The organism is bacterium (assembly GCA_040755755.1).
In the GTDB taxonomy this organism is placed as follows: domain Bacteria; phylum SZUA-182; class SZUA-182; order DTGQ01; family DTGQ01; genus DTGQ01.
In genome coordinates this window covers 1-15,586 of record JBFLZW010000055.1, presented here as the reverse complement: position 1 = coordinate 15,586, position 15,586 = coordinate 1, and the positions used below count along the sequence as shown (strand labels likewise).

The following is a 15,586-nucleotide window of genomic DNA, read 5'->3' as shown; positions in this document are numbered from 1 at the left end:
CCTTCCGTCATCTCTTTATCAATTTGCAATTCTTTATCCGCAGCAGCCTGCGCCGCTGCCGCTTTTGCTGCATCCTGCGGCCCTGGTGCAACTGATGCGGCGTGCTTTAAGCCCCCGCAGGTCACCATTGTGGAATACGGCTTCAAGTCCCTGTTCAATAAAACCATACATCTCCACCGGACGAATTCCGGCTTTCTCAAGGACGGTTTTGGGAGATTCGCCTATGCCGCTCACCAGAACCGCCCGGCAATCCCTCAGAGTATGAACGAGCGCCTGCCATCGTGCCTGGCCGGACCCTGGCTGTGGGCCGGGTCTGGTTTCCATGAGAGAAAAGCCCTTCCCGGCCTGGCCAAAGATCATAAATTGGGCTGCCTCACCAAGATGGAGGTTGACCAGCGTTCCTTCCCGGGAGGCTACAGCCACATAAGGGCGATCCTCATCCGGATTGAGCGGCAAAGCGCTGCAGGCGGTCAGGCAATCCCGCAATTCCTGAGTCCGGTCTTCGTTCAAAAGGCCCACGGCATCGGCCCGGCATCGGGTGCAGTGATATAATTGGGGAATATATTGGGCAGCCTGCTGACGAAGCGTGGACATCATCTCTTCGGATGGTTCGGTAATATCCGCAAAAGGAGTGTCCGGACTGGGATAAACAGGCATGCAATTAAAGATATCCACACCAAGCTCACTCATGCGCCGGGCCACTTCAGCCACATGGTGGTCGTTTTCTCCGGGAACAACGATGCAGTTGACCTTGACCAGAAAGCCGCGCATTTTCAGCCCATAAATAGACTCAATCTGTCGATTGAGGAGAAGCTCGGCTGCGGCCCCTCCCCGGTAAACGGCCCGGCCATCGCGGACCCAGGCATACATTTTTTCCCCAACATCAGGATCTACGGCATTTATGGTTACGGTTACATGGCTGACCTTTAATTCGGCCAGCCTGTCAAGGTAGGGAGGCAGCCCCAGACCGTTGGTGGCCAGGCAGAGAATCAATTTGGGGAATTTTTGCCTGATCAGGCTGAGCGTTTCCATGGTGGTCTCTGCATTGGCCAGGGGGTCTCCAGGACCCGCTATTCCGGCCACGGTTATTCTTGGCTCCCTCTCAAGAACCTGTTCCACATACCGAAGAGCCTGTCCCGGAGAGAGCACGGTGCTGGTTACTCCGGGTCTGCTTTCATTGACACAGTCATATTGGCGGTTACAATAATTGCATTGTATATTACATTTTGGTGCTATAGGAAGATGCACCCGGCCAAACCGGCCTTTTGCTTCGACCTGATAGCAGGGGTGTCGATTAAGATCCATCTCACATTCTCCTCTATATTCATCAAAAAGCCCTATGATGCCCTTTGAACATTTCACATATAGGCATAGCCCACGGGTGAGTCGTTTTGTTTTTTTTCAATAACCGTATTGACGATCTGGTCCAGCAGCCTCTGTGCTCCCCGGTAGCCAAGGTGAAGGATGCGCTGCCCGCCGATCCGGTCGTGGATGGGAAACCCCACCCGGATCAAAGGGATATTGAGCTTTCTGGCCAGAGGATAACCCTTGCTGTTCCCTATGAGCAGGTCCGGCTTCAAGCTCTCGGCCTCTTCCGCGATCTGGTAAAAGTCCATTCCTTCACGGACCGGAAGGCTCTCAGCAGGATTCCCAGCGTGTGCGGCACACACGGCCCGGATGCATTCCTCGAACCTGCCGCTTTTTCCCCCCGATGCGCAGAGCACGGGGACGATGCCTGTCTCGGATAAAAATGAGGCCAGACCGATCACCAGGTCTTCCTCTCCATAGACAATGCCGCGCAGGCCAAACAGGTACTTATGCGAGTCCACGTACGCATCGATGAGCCTTCCCCTCTCCAGCCGGTGGGAATCCGGGGCAGGATGTCCGGATAAGTGCTCCAGGACCGCAAAGAAGCGGTCCGTTTCATTGATTCCGATCGGAAGCCCAAGAGAGTATTTGTCCACATCGAATCGGGCCTGAAGGTAATCTGCGGCCGTGTACGGGTTCCCGGCTGCATATGAATAATTCAGTGTCCGGCCAAACTCGATGGTAGCCTGTGCCCTTCCCATAGCCCGGATTTCAGACAATGGCGTGCCCCCATCAGGTATTTTGTGATATTCCTCAAGGATCGGCGCGTCCAGGCTCTCGGAAATATCGGGCAAGAGCGTATATTCGAGTCCGAACCCTTCCATGATTTCCTTGAGATAGCGTAGATCTGCCGGTGAGACAAAGCCCGGAAGCAGGTTGACCCTGCCGGTTTTCTCTCCCCCTTCAGCCAGCGACTCCACCGCAGCCTTAACCGCGAGGTGAAACCCGTCCATATGGGTCCCGACATAACTGGGGGTGGATACGGAAATGATCAAAGGCAGCCCCCCCTGTTCACGGAAATCTTTTCTGTCCCCCGGTCCCCCCGTCTCCCGGTCTCCCGGTCCCCCGGCCTCCTTCAGGTATTCTTTCAGGATCATCGGGACATTATCGCCGATGGTCTCGGTCAGGCAGGTGGTGGCGATTCCAAGGAGCTGGGGACGGTATTTCCTGATCACGTTGGTTATTCCCTTTTTCAGGTTTATGGCTCCGCCGTAGATGGCGTTTTTCTCCCCTAAAGATGAAGAGGCAATATCGATCGGCTCGTTAAAATGGCTGATGATATAACGCCTCATGTAGGTGCTGCACCCCTGAGAGCCGTGGAGAAGGGGCATTGCTCCCTCTATGCCTCTGAAGGCCAGACATGCGCCCAGGGGAGTGCAGAGCTTGCAGGCATTGACTGTGGAAACATATTTCCTTTCCACTTTTTGGGGTGCGGGTGCAGGCATTGTATGCTCCTCCTGTTATCTTATCTTTTACGGCCAGGCACAAACTGCCATACCGGGCTCATTACCGAGCTGTATATTTCACGGGTAAAGTTCAACATGCCGATAAAACCTTCGAGTGCCTCTTTTCTCTCGTGATTATGGTCACAAAAAGGGATACCCAGTTTATAGGCAATGGGTCTTTCCTTGACGCCGCCCACAAACACATCCACCTTTTTTCCCCTGAGAAAGGAGGCCAGCTCCAGAGGATTGGAGTCATCAACTATGACCGTTCCATCAGAGGTGATTTCCTTCAATTCCAGATAATCTTCCTTCCTGCCGGTCTGGGAGCCGACCATAACCACCTCCATGTCGAGCAGGCGAAAGGTCTTGACCAGAGAGAACGCCTTGAAAGCCCCGCCTACGTAGATGGCGGCCTTTTTCCCCCGCAATGCCTGTCGATACTTCTGAAGCTGCGGATAGAGAACGGCCAGCTCGTCGCGGACCAGCTTTCTGGTCCGCTCCATCATGTGCGGATCACCAAAGAATCCGGCTACAGCATAGAGGGATTCGGTCATGTCCTCTATGCCAAGATACGAAACCCGAAGGTAGGGAATGCCGAATTCCTTCTCCATGCTTTGAGCCAGATACAGAGTGGAGCCTGAGCACTGGACCACGTTCAGGGCAGCGCCATGCGCCCGGCGGATATCGTCCACCCGCCCATCTCCGGTTATATTGGCTACGACCTGGATGCCCATCTTCTCGAAGTATTCCCGGATGATCCAGATCTCGCCAGCCAGGTTAAAATCTCCCATGATATTCAGGCTGAAAGGGCCGATCCCCGAAGTATCGCCCGTTCCCACAAGGCGGGAGAGGGCCGCGCAGGCGGCCATATAACCGTCGCGCTTTCCTCCCTTAAACCCCTCGGATTTCACCGGGATAACGGGAATGCCCTTTTCGCGGGAGACTCTCTTGCAGATGGCATCGAGGTCATCGCCAATGATTCCCACAATACAGGTAGAGTAAACAAAGGCTGCCCTGGGATGATAACGATCGATAAGCTCATGGAGTGCCCCGGCGAGCTTTTCCTCACCTCCGAAGATGACATCCTTCTCCTGAAGGTCTGTGGAAAAGCTGAGCCGGTGCAGTTCGGTCCCGGAAGAAAGCGCACCCCGGATGTCCCACGTATAGACCGCACACCCTACGGGTCCGTGGACAAGGTGAAGAGCATCGGCAATAGGGTAGAGGACAACCCGGGAGCCGCAAAAAACACAGGCCCTTTGACTGACCGCACCGGCCAGACTCTCCCGGTCGCAGCTCATCCGAAACGGCTCTTCACCTTTGTAATAAACCTGATCCCGCCGCTCGGCGAGAATCGGCTCTTCATCGGGGATCGGTTGTTCAGCTTGTTGTTCAATCAGAATCTGTTCCATTTTCTCTTCCCTTACCAGACAACTGAGAACTGATAACTGGTGATTCCTTACAATACCAGTTCAAAGCGCTCCTCCGGATCGTCCCTGTCCTTGCGGTCGAGGAGGGCATCGAGCATTTTCTCCAAGAGCCGCATTCCGCCCCGGTATCCCACGGTTGGAAAGTAGCTGTGGCCCACTCTGTCCAGGATAGGGAAACCAAAGCGGACAAAGGGGATATCCTCGGCCCTGGCTATGTATTTGCCGTAGGTGTTTCCAATCAGAAGGTCCACCGGCTCGTTCTTGATCCACTGATGGAGCAGGAAGAGGTCTCCGCTGCTCTTTATTCTGGCTCCAGGTACGACATCTTTCAAAATACCCTTGATTCGCGCATCAAAGCGTTTCCCCGGCGTGCCGGTCAGGACATAGATTGGCTTCATTCCCAGGCTGACTGCAAATTCAGTGAGACTGATCACCTGATCAGGGTCCCCGTAAATGGCTACCTTGCGATCATAGAAATATTGCTGCATGTCGAGCATGATATCCACCATCCTTCCCCTGTCATCAGCAATGGAAGCAGGTGGCTCCAGCACTTCGGCTGTTTCCAGAAGCACCTGGATAAACCGGTCAGTAGCAGCGATGCCGATGGGAAGGTCCATGATCCTGGCTGGAATTTCGGTCCTGTTCTCAAGCTCTATGGCTGCATTTTCCGAGGCGAACGGGCCAAGGGCCAGAGTGACCCTGCTGTCCCCCATGCTCTGAAGGTCCCTGATCCGGGTCCCGCCCTTGGGGTAGATATCAGCAGCCTTTCCGACTGACACAGGGGCTCCCTGCTGCGGCGCATCCAAAACATCCGAAGTGTCCGGGAAAACCACTGACGGAAGCTCCATTTCGGCCAGCAGCCTCTTTATTTCCCGCATGTCCGAAGGCTCCACATATCCTGGAATGAGGTTTATCTGCTCGCGGTGTCTCTCGTTTTCCTGAGCGAAGTATTTCACCATGCCCGTGGTCATATTGGAAAATCCGGTCACGTGAGAGCCTGCGTAGCTTGGAGTGTTGCAGTGAATGACCCATTTCCCCTCAGGAACGAGGCCCTCGTCTCTGGCCTTGAGGATGATCGTGGAAAGGTCATCGCCAATGGTCTCGGACAGGCAGGTGGTATGGACCGCGATAACATCGGGATCATATATATGGAATATGTTGGTAATGGCCTGGCGCAGGTTACTCATGCCGCCAAACACTGCCGCACCTTCGGTGAAGGAACTGGTTGAGGCCATGACCGGCTCTTTGTAGTGCCGGGTCAGGTGGCTCCTGTGGTAGGCGCAGCACCCTTGAGACCCGTGGCTGTGCGGCAGGCACCGGTGAATGCCGAGCGCCGCATACATGGCTCCTATAGGCTGACAGGTTTTGGCCGGATTAACGGTTAAAGCATTTCTGTCAGATATTTCTTTCGGTGTTAAACTCAGCATATTGTTTTCTCCCCTACTACTTATTGCCGAATTCGGCCCTGATTTCAGGCTCTTTTTCCCACAGGGGCTTGACATAGCTCCAGACCGGGTTATTGAGAAGCATGGCCATTTCTTTTGCAAAGTTTACCGCTCCCCGGAATCCGGCATATGGGCCGCCATAGTCGTAGTTATGCAACTGTTTGGATGGTAGTCCCATCTTTTGAATCACATACTTGTCTTTGATGCCAGCGCAAAAGACGTCCGGGCGAAACCGCCTGATCAGCTTTTCCATCTCGATATGGCTGATATCATCGACCGCGATGCTGCCTTTGATCATGGAGGGCATCATTCCCTCATACGAATCGATGGTTCCCTCTTCCTTTAACCGGGCTATTACCTCTTCCGGCTTAGGGGGATGGAATCTTTCGGGATCTGCTTCCACCTGAAGCTCTTCAATGTTGCGGCTGTCCGCATCGATCTTGATGGTCGGCAAAACCTGCCGGCCTTCGTAATCATCCCGGTGAGCAAATTCATAACCGGCTGCGATCGAGGCCATTCCAAGGTCCCTGAACAGCTCCTGATAGTGATGGGCGCGAGATCCGCCAACGACCAGCATGGCTTTTTTCCCCGCACATAAGGGTTTATATTTCTCGATCTGAGGTGTGACTTCAGCCAGCTCTTTTTCGATAACCTTCTCTATCCGATCGGTTAATTCCCGGTCATCAAAAAACCGGGCGATCTTGCGCAGGGACTTGACGGTGGCATTCACTCCGATAAAGTTGACCTTGACCCAGGGGATGCCGAATTTTTTCTCCATCATGTCAGCCATATAATTAATGGACCGATGGCACTGAACCATGTTCAGTTTGGCCTTATGTGCCCGGCTTATCTCCTCGTAAGAGCCGTCGCCGCTGAAGGTGCTGAGCACCCGGATGCCGCAGTTTTTCAAAATCCTCTCGATCTCCCAGGCATCTCCGCCGATATTGTATTCACCGAGGGCATTGATCGTAAAACCCTCCTCCTCCCCCTCGTCATCACGGCCAACGACATTTTTAAAAAGACCGTTGTTGGCTATATGGTGCCCGGCGGACTGGCTGACTCCCTTGTAGCCCTCACAGCTAAAGGAGAGCACCTGTTTACCGAGCTCCTTCGACATCTCTCTGGCTACCTGATGAATATCGTCTCCGATCAGCCCGATCGGGCAGGTGGCATGAACCGAGATAGCTCTGGGATTAAACAGCCTGTCCGCCTCCCTGATCGCTTCTCTGAGCTTTTTCTCACCGCCGAAGATGATGTTTTCCTCCTGCATATCGGTCGAGAAGCAGTACTGGAGAAAATTCTTCATTCCTTCCTGCACCCTGCCCATGTTCCGCCTGATACCCCAACTGTAGAATGCACAGCCTATAGGGCCATGAACGATGTGGACCATGTCGATGATCGGGCCGATCACCACCCCTTTGCACCCGGCAAAGCAGCAGCCGCGCTGGGTTATGATGCCCGGTATGGTCCGCACATTGGCCTCGATTTGCTGCTGCCCCTCATCCGGGTTCACCACCACGATGTGGCTGCGCCGCTTGCGCGCCACTTTTGTGGGGTATACCTTCAATATTTCCTCTACCGCTTCCTCCATTTTTACCGGGGGAAGGTCTTTTATTTCCTGGGACATGCACTGTCTCCTTCTGAAAGAGGGCCATCAGTCTATTCATTCATCTCACTGATGGCCTCAAGTCCGCTTTCCTTGGTCCTGATCCTGATAGCATCGGTGATGGGCATAACGAATATCTTTCCATCCCCGGCATTGCCTGTTTGATTGACCTTTATTAAGGTCTCGACGAGAAGCTCGATCTTATCATCCGGCACCACCATCTTCAGGAGCCGCTTTGGGATCAGGCGAGGTCCCTGAGCAAGCTGAGGAATGGCATCCTCCAACCCTTCGGCGGCACCCCGCAAAAGGTCCAGGTCTACAAACCCCCTGCCCCGGCCCATGACCTTATGAGCGGTGAACGAGGGAAATCCGATTTCGATGAGCGCTTTTTTGGTCTGGCTCATTCTGTTCATGCGGATAATGGCTATGATCTCTTTCATGCCGCTCCCTCCCGGGGTGCCGCGCTGACTGCCTCTCGTGCGGCTTCGGCTGATGTTTCCCTGCTGCCGCTGCTTATGGTATATACCTCATCAACAGGGCTCACGAATATCTTCCCGTCGCCAAAAGCACCGCGCTCTCCCGATCTGGCCGATTCCATGATACTGCGGATAACGAAATCCTTATCCTCATCCCTGACCACGATCAACAAAAGGTCCTTGGGCAGCTCATCGTAGGTAACTTCTCCCACCTTCAACCCCCGCTGCTTGCCCCTGCCGAAAACCTCCATTTTCGTTACTGCCGGAAATCCGGCATCCATAAGCGCCTTCATAACTTCATTGCTCTTTTCCGGTCTGACGATAGCTCTGATCATAATCATGGTTTTTACTCTCCTTTCTATTTAACCTACCATTCCGTAGTCGATCAGGATTTTTTCCAGTTCATCCTGCTGCATTGGCTTTGGGATGACAAACATTTCGTTTTCAGCAATGGCCCTGGCCAGATTGCGATAATTCTGGGCCTGCTCACAATCCGGGTCATAATCGATGACTGTCTTTCTGTTGATCTCAGCCCGCTGCACCATATTGTCCCTGGGAACGAAGTAAATCATCTGAGTGCCAAGCTTTTCCGCAAAAGCGGTGATTAACTCCTTCTCGTTGTCCACCTTACGGCTGTTGCAGATCAGCCCTCCCAGTCTGACTCCTCCCGACTCGGCAAACTTGACGATCCCTTTACAGATATTGTTCGCTGCATACATGGCCATCATTTCCCCGGAAACAACGATGTAGATTTCGTTGGCCTTGCCCTCACGGATAGGCATGGCAAAACCGCCGCAGACAACGTCACCGAGGACATCGTAGAAGACGTAATCCAGTTTCTCCGATTCTTCGTAGGCCCCCAGGTTTTCCAGTAAATTAATGGCCGTGATAATGCCGCGTCCAGCGCACCCCACGCCCGGCTCAGGGCCGCCTGATTCCACGCACAGGCATCCGCCGAATCCGATCTTGCGCACATTTTCAAGCTCGACATCTTCACCCTCCTCGCGCAGGGTGTCCAAAACGGTACGTTGATGCAGCCCGCCTAAAAGAAGGCGCGTCGAGTCCGCCTTGGGGTCACAGCCCACAACCAGAACCTTGGCCTTGAGGTCCGAAGCCAACCCGGCCACCGTGTTTTGGGTAGTGGTTGATTTTCCAATACCACCTTTTCCGTAAATAGCGATTTTTCTCATCTTCTGTCCTCCATGATATATTCTGGAATCTGTTAAGGGTTACGATTACCGATAATCTCAAGAGCGATGCCAGATGAGAAAACTTTGTGGCCTGGAGAGTTAACTTATTGTTGTTAAGATGGTAATAATTTTCAGGGCTATTTTGGAGAAGGAGGAAGAGGGCTCGAAAAATCCTACCAAACGGTAGGATTCAGGGAGGTTCTTACCATTCTGTAGTTTTTCATTTGAAAATAATGCTGAACTGGTTGATATTATTTTGGTCGCTCTTATGGGAAAGACGACACGGCAGAGTTGTATTTATCCCGCAGAGACGCAGAGGCGCAGAGAATAACCGAAAATGATATCCTCTGCGTCTCAGCGTCTCTGCGGGAGATCATTCTTCCATGAAGGTTGGTTAATGAGTCGATGGTGCGGCGTTAAGCGCCTAGCGGTATTGCTTTGGGTTGAGGCGATACTTCTTTACTCTCAGGCCCAGAACTCTTTTCGAGGTGCTCAGGAGTCTGGCTGCACCGACCAGGCTGCCATGACTGGCTTTCAAAGCGTCGATAATCAATTCTTTTTCCAGCGTCTCGATCGCGGAGTCCAGGGACTGGGCAGGCAGAGTGCCAGACTCTTTGCCCGTCTGGAGGGTAGGCGGCAGGTGATAGCTATGGATAACATGGTCGGTACACAGGAGCACGGCTCTTTCCATGCAATTTTCCAGCTCCCGCACATTGCCGGGCCAGTGATAGCGCATGAGCATGTCAATCGCCGGAGTGGAGATTCTCCTGATATCCTTCCCATATTTTTTCCGGTACTTTTTCAGGAAAAAATCGGCCAAGAGAAGGATATCCGTTTTTCTCTCCCGCAGCGGGGGAAGATAGATGGGGAAAATATTGAGGCGGTAGTAGAGATCCTCCCTGAAAGTACCCTCCTGCAAGGCCTCTTCCAGGGGTTTATTGGTGGCGGCAATGATCCGCACATCCACCTTGATTGTATCCGCTCCGCCGACTCTTTCGAACTCCCTTTCCTGCAATACCCTTAAAATCTTGGCCTGGGCAGTGAGATTGAGGGTCCCGATCTCATCCAGAAAAAAAGTTCCCGTGTGGGCCCGCTCGAATTTCCCGATCCGCTTGACCACTGCGCCGGTGAAGGCGCCTCTTTCGTGCCCGAAGAGCTCGGCTTCAATCAATGTCTCCGGTATGGCGGCGCAGTTCATCTTAATAAACGGCCCCTTGGCCCTCGGACTGTTATAATGGATAGCATTGGCCACAAGCTCCTTACCTGTCCCGCTCTCTCCCCTGATGAGCACGGTAGCGTCACTGGCTGAGACCTGCTCGATCATCTCGAACACATCTGTCATCTTGTTGCTTCTGCCCACGATATTGTAGAAGCTGTACCGCTCCTTGAGCTGCTCCTTCAAGGTTACATTTTCGTCCCGCAAGCGGTTCCTTTCCTCTTCCATCATCTGGCTGATTTTTATGGATTGGGCAACATTGGAGGCAATAATGGTGAGAAGCCTTAAATCCTCCTCAAAAGAGATGTCTTCGCTGAACAGGCGGTCCACACTGAGCGCGCCATAGATAACCGATCCCATTTTGATGGGCACACAAATGAAGGAGATATTTTTTTTCTGGATATCTCCACGGGCCTTGGTCCGGTCTAAGAAGAGCGGCTCTTTTCCCACATTGGGAACAATTACGGGCGATCCCTTTTCTACCACTGTGCCGGTGATTCCCTCTCCCACCTGGTAGCGTCCCCGCTCCATTTCCTGATCAGTCAGCCCATGAGCCACCACAATGCTCAGGTCATGAGTCTGCGGGTTCAAGAGGGTTATAGTTCCCCGGCTCATGCCCATGTGAGAATGGAGAATTCCCAGGACAGAGCCCAAAGCATCTTTAGGGTCAGGAGTAGAGACAAGGAGCCGACTGGTTTCGTAAAGCACAGTCAGTTCCTGGATCTTCCTTTCCAGAAAGGAGGACGTGTCCGGTCTGTTTTCATGGTTAACAGCGTTAAGAGCTTGATTTTCTTTTGCCATATCAAACATAATAAAATACTACAAGTTGAGATATAAGTCAAAAAAATTTGCCTGTTTTCAGCGATTCAGAGAGTGAGGAGCTCAGTACACGGCGCGGGAATTACAAGGAAGCAAGGGAATTGACGAGGGCTATCTCCCATGAGAAAGGCAGTGACCACATGTAGGGTGGGGCTGCTTTTTTGCCCCACCACATACCGCAACCTTTTTTCCTATTTCCCCCTTTGATTTTCTCCCTTGAAACATACTATAATAGTAGCAAATTTATCTGTATTTTCTTTCTAAACAATTATTTTTCTCCTTAACTCAAGGATGAAAAATCATGGGGCTTATCTCCTGGATAGCAAAGATGTTCAATAGCATAAACCAAACCCCGGAACAGAACGCCAGAGATAAGATAGACACGATGCTCAGACAGTCTGGCTGGGCTGTACAGGATAAAGATAAAATAAACTTTAACGCCAGTCCGGGTGTGTAAGATATTTCATTCAATCCACAAGGCAAGAAATTGAAACTTATGCACCTGCTAGTGCGCAAAGAAATATTAATCTCACGACACTTGAAAATATCGTGATTCCTTATTGTTGTATTGCTGAACAATCCCAAATCGTCCAGGAAATCGAAACCCGCCTATCCGTTTGCGACAAAATCGAAGCCAACATCGAGGAAGCCCTGCAAAAAGCCGAAGCCCTGCGGCAAGTCATTCTGAAGAAAGCCTTTGAGGGAAAACTTGTCCCCCAGGACCCGAATGATGAACCGGCCAGTGTACTCCTGGAGCGAATAAGAGCGGAAAAAGCCAGGCGCGAAGTGGAAAAAAATAATTCAAACAACCGGAAAAAAGAGAAAGCCTTATGAGTAATGGTAATAGTAACACCAACACTACCACTAATACATCCAGCATCATATCCAAGGTATGGAGTTTTTGCAATGTACTCAGGGATGATGGCGTAAGCTATGGTGACTATCTGGAACAGCTTACATACCTCCTGTTTCTGAAAATGGCGGATGAATTCAGCAAACCCCCTTATAACCGTCACCTGCCTATCCCTCAAGAGTATACCTGGGAGAGTCTGCGTTCAAAAAGAGGGGCTGATCTTGAGACGCACTACATAAATCTTTTACGGACCCTTGGACAGCAAAAGGGGATGCTGGGACAGATTTTTACCAAATCTCAGAATAAGATTCAAGATCCGGCCAAGCTTTATAAGATCATCGACATGATCGACAAAGAGAACTGGGCGCTCATGGGTGCTGACATAAAAGGCCAGATATACGAAGGATTGCTGGAGAAAAACGCGGAGGACACCAAAAGCGGGGCAGGTCAGTATTTTACCCCAAGAGACTTGATAAAGGTGATGGTCGCATGTATCCGTCCTGAACCTATGAAGACCATAGCCGATCCCGCCTGCGGTACGGGTGGTTTTTTCCTGGCGGCTTATGATTTTATCGTCCATAACCATAACCGCAGCCTCGACAGGGAGCAAAAGGAATTCCTGAAACATAAAACCTTCTTCGGAAACGAAATTGTGGCCAATACCAGAAGATTATGCCTGATGAACATGTTCCTGCATAACATTGGCGAAATAGATGGAGAATCGTTTATCTCACCGGCTGACGCCCTGGTTGCGGATACCGGCGAACGATATGATTATGTGCTTACCAATCCGCCTTTTGGCAAAAAGAGCAGTATGACAGCCACCAACGAAGAAGGAGAGCAGGAGAAAGAGGACCTTACCTATAACCGGCAGGATTTCTGGGCAACCACTTCCAATAAGCAGTTGAATTTTGTACAGCATATCCACACGATGCTGAAAACGACAGGATGCGCTGCCGTCGTTGTACCGGATAATGTCCTGTTTGAAGGCGGCGCGGGTGAAACGGTGAGAAAGAAATTGCTGCAAACTACCGATCTGCACACTATCCTGAGACTTCCGACAGGGATATTTTACAAGCAGGGCGTTAAGGCAAATGTGATCTTCTTTGACAATAAACCAGCCAGCAAGGAGCCGTGGACACAAGAGGTCTGGATCTATGATTTTAGAACCAATATCCATTTCACCCTGAAGAAGGACCCGATGAAGTTTGAAGACATGAACGACTTCATCGAATGCTACTGTCCTGAAAACAGGTGCGCAAGGAAAGAAACCTGGTCAGAAAATAATCCTGATGGCAGATGGAGAAAATTTACCTATGACGAAGTCGTTGCCAGAGACAAAACCAGCTTAGACATTTTCTGGCTTAAGGATAAGAGCCTGGCAGATTTGGATAATCTGCCTGATCTGGATGTACTGGCGGGAGAGATTATTGAAACCCTGGAAGCCAGTGTGGAAAGCTTTAAGCAAATCATGGAAACGATAAATGGGGAGTAAGATATAGGGGGCCGCGCCGCACACCGGAGTATTTTTCGGATTGCTTTTGAAATGTTAAGCACAGAGTACAGGAAGGCAGGAAGGCTATAAAAATGGATTTCAATCTGGTAATGAAGAAACTCTTGGCTGCATTTGAGAGTGAGGGTATCCGGTATGCTCTCATGGGGGGATTTGCCCTGGGTTTTTGGGGTGTGCATCGGGCCACAGTGGATATTGATTTTCTGGTTGACCGGGATGATCTCGGCAAAATTAGCCGTGTTATGACTGAACTTGGTTATGATTGTGTGCATCGGACGGAAAATGTCTCCCAGTATGTTTCACCTTTGGCTGTTTTTGGGGAAATCGACTTCATTCATGCCTTTCGTAAGATATCCCTGAGTATGATGAGAAGAGCTGAGGAGAAGAAAATATTTGGTGGAAGTTTCACCATAAGAGTCCTGAAACCCGAAGACCTGATTGGCTTAAAAGTGCAGGCTATGGCCAATGACAAGGCAAGATGGACTGCTGATCTTGCTGATATTGAAAGCATAATGGCTCTGCATCATAAAGACCTTGATTGGTCGGATATTGAGGAGTATTTTGCTTTATTTGGTCTTGAGGAGACAGCAGGGGAATTGAGGAGAAAATACCGTGGCTCTCACTGATCAGGAAAAGGAAGAACTGGTGCGCCAGTCACAATCTTCCCGGCTCAAAGAAGATATGAGGCAATTAGCGGCCAAAGCATATGACCCCTTCATGGTTGATGGCCAAATCGATGCCGATAGATGGCTGGCATTTTTAAATGGGTATAACGAGTTTGTCGGCCATACTCGAAAGCCTTTAAAATGGATAGTTGAGCGGGTAATGAAACTATAGCAGATGGGCTCTCATTACTGCAAACCTCCGGCAGTTAAATCAGGGGAATGACAGTGAGACAAAAAATTTTCAAAAAAATTGGCCCAAAGATTTTATGGAAAAACTCCCTCTGTGGGGGCTATTGTGCAACGCTCATGTCCACTATCGGTGAAAAGGTAGGCAGAGCCATTACCTTCCATCTTTGGTTCATTGAATAATCTTGTAGATACTTTTTCAAAATGGTGATTATTTGCTTGACTATCAGGCAAAATAAGTATACATTAGTATATAAATAACCGATAACATAAACAAAAGGAAAGAATATGGTTGATGAATTCATGACTACTAAAGAAGTAGCGAAGTTGTTAAAATCCAGTGAAGTATGGATTAAGCAGCTTATTAAAAAAGGCGTAATCCCTTCTTATAAAATCGGCGGGAAAAGGCTTTTTAAAAAAGAAGAAATTGAAAGATGGATTGATTCTCAGAAAGAAGCAAGGGTGGCTACAAGATGAACATTTTACCTAAAAAAGCCACAGATGCATTCAAGACGACTTCCGAAGCACTCAAAAGAATAACACTGGCTGATATCTACACCAAAATTGAATCTTTGGAAAATCGGTTAGATACAAGGGTTGACACATTAAGCGAACGAATTGAAAAAGTTGATGAGAAGTTTGATAAGAGATTCGATAAACTCGATCAAAAGATTGATACACAAGTCGGCCAAGTAAGGCAGGAAATAGGGCAGGTAAGACAAGAGGTTGGACAGGTAAGGCAGGAATTCGGCCAATTAGGTCAACGTGTAGATCAGATTAACCAGCGGCTTGATACCATCATGCAAATGTTGGTTGACATATCCAAGAAAGAAAAATAGAGCGGTCCTGGGAATGAGTCACCACTCACCAGGACCATAAGCCGGATTAATGAGGGCTCATTGATCAGGCTACACCATTCTAGCCCAAAAATATCACGAGGGCAATATGAATACACTCCAAGTAATTCAAAAACTGCACATGAACCTACACACAAAAAAGAAGGGGACTCAGATTGATTTCCCCGAATCCCCTTGATTTTTCTAGCGCGCCTGGCCCGGCTCGAACGGGCGGCCTACGGATTAGAAGTCCGTTGCTCTATCCAACTGAGCTACAGGCGCAGATTATTTTTGATCTCTTACTGTGATGATATTCCTGATAACCTTAGACCGTAACTGCATCAGGATTCATACAGAGTATTAATAATTAGCATAATTACATACACTTGTCAATAAAGTTTTCCCCCCGCGCGCGTGATCAGCGACAATTATTTTTCCCCATTGACGACAATTAAAATTCCCCATCGCAGGGCGAAAAACTACGTCACAAATTCATCCCAATTTTAGTATATAGCAACCTACAGAGTAATTGTCAAGGTTA

At 50.2% G+C, this 15,586-nt stretch carries 15 protein-coding genes and 1 tRNA gene; 6 read left to right on the top strand and 10 right to left on the bottom strand.

Annotated features, from left to right (window positions below; genetic code table 11):
- Positions 1–33: 33 nt before the first annotated feature.
- From nifB to AB1611_16605, 9 genes are all read right to left on the bottom strand, one after another.
- Positions 34–1,305 (bottom strand): nitrogenase cofactor biosynthesis protein NifB, encoded by a 1,272-nt coding sequence (gene nifB / locus AB1611_16645; protein ID MEW6381217.1) that lies wholly within the window; start codon positions 1,303–1,305, stop codon positions 34–36.
- Between the two features lie 53 nt (positions 1,306–1,358).
- Positions 1,359–2,813 carry a nitrogenase component 1 gene (locus tag AB1611_16640; protein ID MEW6381216.1) on the bottom strand — a complete coding sequence of 485 codons (1,455 nt, stop codon included), beginning with the start codon at positions 2,811–2,813 and terminating at the stop codon, positions 1,359–1,361.
- 20 nt (positions 2,814–2,833) lie between these two features.
- Positions 2,834–4,111 (bottom strand): nitrogenase iron-molybdenum cofactor biosynthesis protein NifE, encoded by a 1,278-nt coding sequence (nifE, locus tag AB1611_16635; GenBank protein MEW6381215.1) that lies wholly within the window; start codon positions 4,109–4,111, stop codon positions 2,834–2,836.
- Positions 4,112–4,269: 158 nt separating this feature from the next.
- Positions 4,270–5,667 carry a nitrogenase component 1 gene (locus AB1611_16630; protein ID MEW6381214.1) on the bottom strand — a complete coding sequence of 466 codons (1,398 nt, stop codon included), beginning with the start codon at positions 5,665–5,667 and terminating at the stop codon, positions 4,270–4,272.
- A 16-nt stretch (positions 5,668–5,683) separates the two neighbouring features.
- Complete coding sequence (gene nifD / locus AB1611_16625; protein ID MEW6381213.1) at positions 5,684–7,312, bottom strand: nitrogenase molybdenum-iron protein alpha chain; 1,629 nt, start codon at positions 7,310–7,312, stop codon at positions 5,684–5,686.
- A 32-nt stretch (positions 7,313–7,344) separates the two neighbouring features.
- On the bottom strand, positions 7,345–7,731 hold the full coding sequence (locus tag AB1611_16620) for a P-II family nitrogen regulator (protein MEW6381212.1): 387 nt from the start codon (positions 7,729–7,731) through the stop codon (positions 7,345–7,347).
- A complete protein-coding gene (locus AB1611_16615; GenBank protein MEW6381211.1) occupies positions 7,728–8,108 on the bottom strand; it encodes a P-II family nitrogen regulator in 381 nt (126 codons plus the stop codon). The genes AB1611_16620 and AB1611_16615 overlap by 4 nt, the downstream gene beginning before the upstream one ends.
- 21 nt (positions 8,109–8,129) lie before the next feature.
- The gene (gene nifH, locus AB1611_16610) at positions 8,130–8,957 is read right to left on the bottom strand and encodes a nitrogenase iron protein (GenBank protein ID MEW6381210.1); all 828 of its coding nucleotides are present in this window, start codon (positions 8,955–8,957) and stop codon (positions 8,130–8,132) included.
- Between the two features lie 424 nt (positions 8,958–9,381).
- Positions 9,382–10,974: a sigma 54-interacting transcriptional regulator gene (locus tag AB1611_16605; GenBank protein MEW6381209.1), complete on the bottom strand. Its 1,593-nt coding sequence runs from the start codon at positions 10,972–10,974 to the stop codon at positions 9,382–9,384.
- Positions 10,975–11,541: 567 nt separating this feature from the next.
- Between AB1611_16605 and AB1611_16600 the strand changes: the two genes are divergently transcribed.
- The 6 genes from AB1611_16600 to AB1611_16575 all read left to right on the top strand — a co-directional run bounded on the left by AB1611_16600 (position 11,542) and on the right by AB1611_16575 (position 15,048).
- A complete protein-coding gene (locus AB1611_16600) occupies positions 11,542–11,826 on the top strand; it encodes a hypothetical protein (GenBank protein MEW6381208.1) in 285 nt (94 codons plus the stop codon).
- Positions 11,823–13,340 carry a class I SAM-dependent DNA methyltransferase gene (locus AB1611_16595; GenBank protein ID MEW6381207.1) on the top strand — a complete coding sequence of 506 codons (1,518 nt, stop codon included), beginning with the start codon at positions 11,823–11,825 and terminating at the stop codon, positions 13,338–13,340. The genes AB1611_16600 and AB1611_16595 overlap by 4 nt, the downstream gene beginning before the upstream one ends.
- Positions 13,341–13,432: 92 nt before the next feature.
- Positions 13,433–13,984, top strand: a complete 552-nt coding sequence (locus AB1611_16590; GenBank protein ID MEW6381206.1) for a nucleotidyl transferase AbiEii/AbiGii toxin family protein — start codon at positions 13,433–13,435, stop codon at positions 13,982–13,984.
- A complete protein-coding gene (locus tag AB1611_16585; protein ID MEW6381205.1) occupies positions 13,971–14,195 on the top strand; it encodes a hypothetical protein in 225 nt (74 codons plus the stop codon). The genes AB1611_16590 and AB1611_16585 overlap by 14 nt, the downstream gene beginning before the upstream one ends.
- A 317-nt stretch (positions 14,196–14,512) precedes the next feature.
- Positions 14,513–14,686: a helix-turn-helix domain-containing protein gene (locus AB1611_16580; GenBank protein ID MEW6381204.1), complete on the top strand. Its 174-nt coding sequence runs from the start codon at positions 14,513–14,515 to the stop codon at positions 14,684–14,686.
- Positions 14,683–15,048 (top strand): DUF1664 domain-containing protein, encoded by a 366-nt coding sequence (locus AB1611_16575; protein MEW6381203.1) that lies wholly within the window; start codon positions 14,683–14,685, stop codon positions 15,046–15,048. Before AB1611_16580 ends, AB1611_16575 begins: the two co-directional genes overlap by 4 nt.
- Before the next feature lie 205 nt (positions 15,049–15,253).
- Here the strand turns inward: AB1611_16575 and AB1611_16570 are convergent.
- Positions 15,254–15,327: transfer RNA gene (locus AB1611_16570), tRNA-Arg, on the bottom strand.
- Positions 15,328–15,586: the final 259 nt, after the last annotated feature.

Excerpts from the sequence above, each read along its gene's own strand:
- AB1611_16580 (MEW6381204.1), top strand. The coding sequence starts at position 14,513 with ATGACTACTAAAGAAGTAGCGAAGTTGTTAAAATCCAGTGAAGTATGG.
- nifD (MEW6381213.1), bottom strand. The coding sequence starts at position 7,312 with ATGTCCCAGGAAATAAAAGACCTTCCCCCGGTAAAAATGGAGGAAGCG.
- nifB (MEW6381217.1), bottom strand. The coding sequence starts at position 1,305 with ATGGATCTTAATCGACACCCCTGCTATCAGGTCGAAGCAAAAGGCCGG.
- AB1611_16615 (MEW6381211.1), bottom strand. The coding sequence starts at position 8,108 with ATGATTATGATCAGAGCTATCGTCAGACCGGAAAAGAGCAATGAAGTT.
- AB1611_16620 (MEW6381212.1), bottom strand. The coding sequence starts at position 7,731 with ATGAAAGAGATCATAGCCATTATCCGCATGAACAGAATGAGCCAGACC.
- AB1611_16575 (MEW6381203.1), top strand. The coding sequence starts at position 14,683 with ATGAACATTTTACCTAAAAAAGCCACAGATGCATTCAAGACGACTTCC.
- nifH (MEW6381210.1), bottom strand. The coding sequence starts at position 8,957 with ATGAGAAAAATCGCTATTTACGGAAAAGGTGGTATTGGAAAATCAACC.
- AB1611_16590 (MEW6381206.1), top strand. The coding sequence starts at position 13,433 with ATGGATTTCAATCTGGTAATGAAGAAACTCTTGGCTGCATTTGAGAGT.
- AB1611_16605 (MEW6381209.1), bottom strand. The coding sequence starts at position 10,974 with ATGGCAAAAGAAAATCAAGCTCTTAACGCTGTTAACCATGAAAACAGA.
- AB1611_16595 (MEW6381207.1), top strand. The coding sequence starts at position 11,823 with ATGAGTAATGGTAATAGTAACACCAACACTACCACTAATACATCCAGC.
- AB1611_16640 (MEW6381216.1), bottom strand. The coding sequence starts at position 2,813 with ATGCCTGCACCCGCACCCCAAAAAGTGGAAAGGAAATATGTTTCCACA.
- nifE (MEW6381215.1), bottom strand. The coding sequence starts at position 4,111 with ATGAGCTGCGACCGGGAGAGTCTGGCCGGTGCGGTCAGTCAAAGGGCC.
- AB1611_16630 (MEW6381214.1), bottom strand. The coding sequence starts at position 5,667 with ATGCTGAGTTTAACACCGAAAGAAATATCTGACAGAAATGCTTTAACC.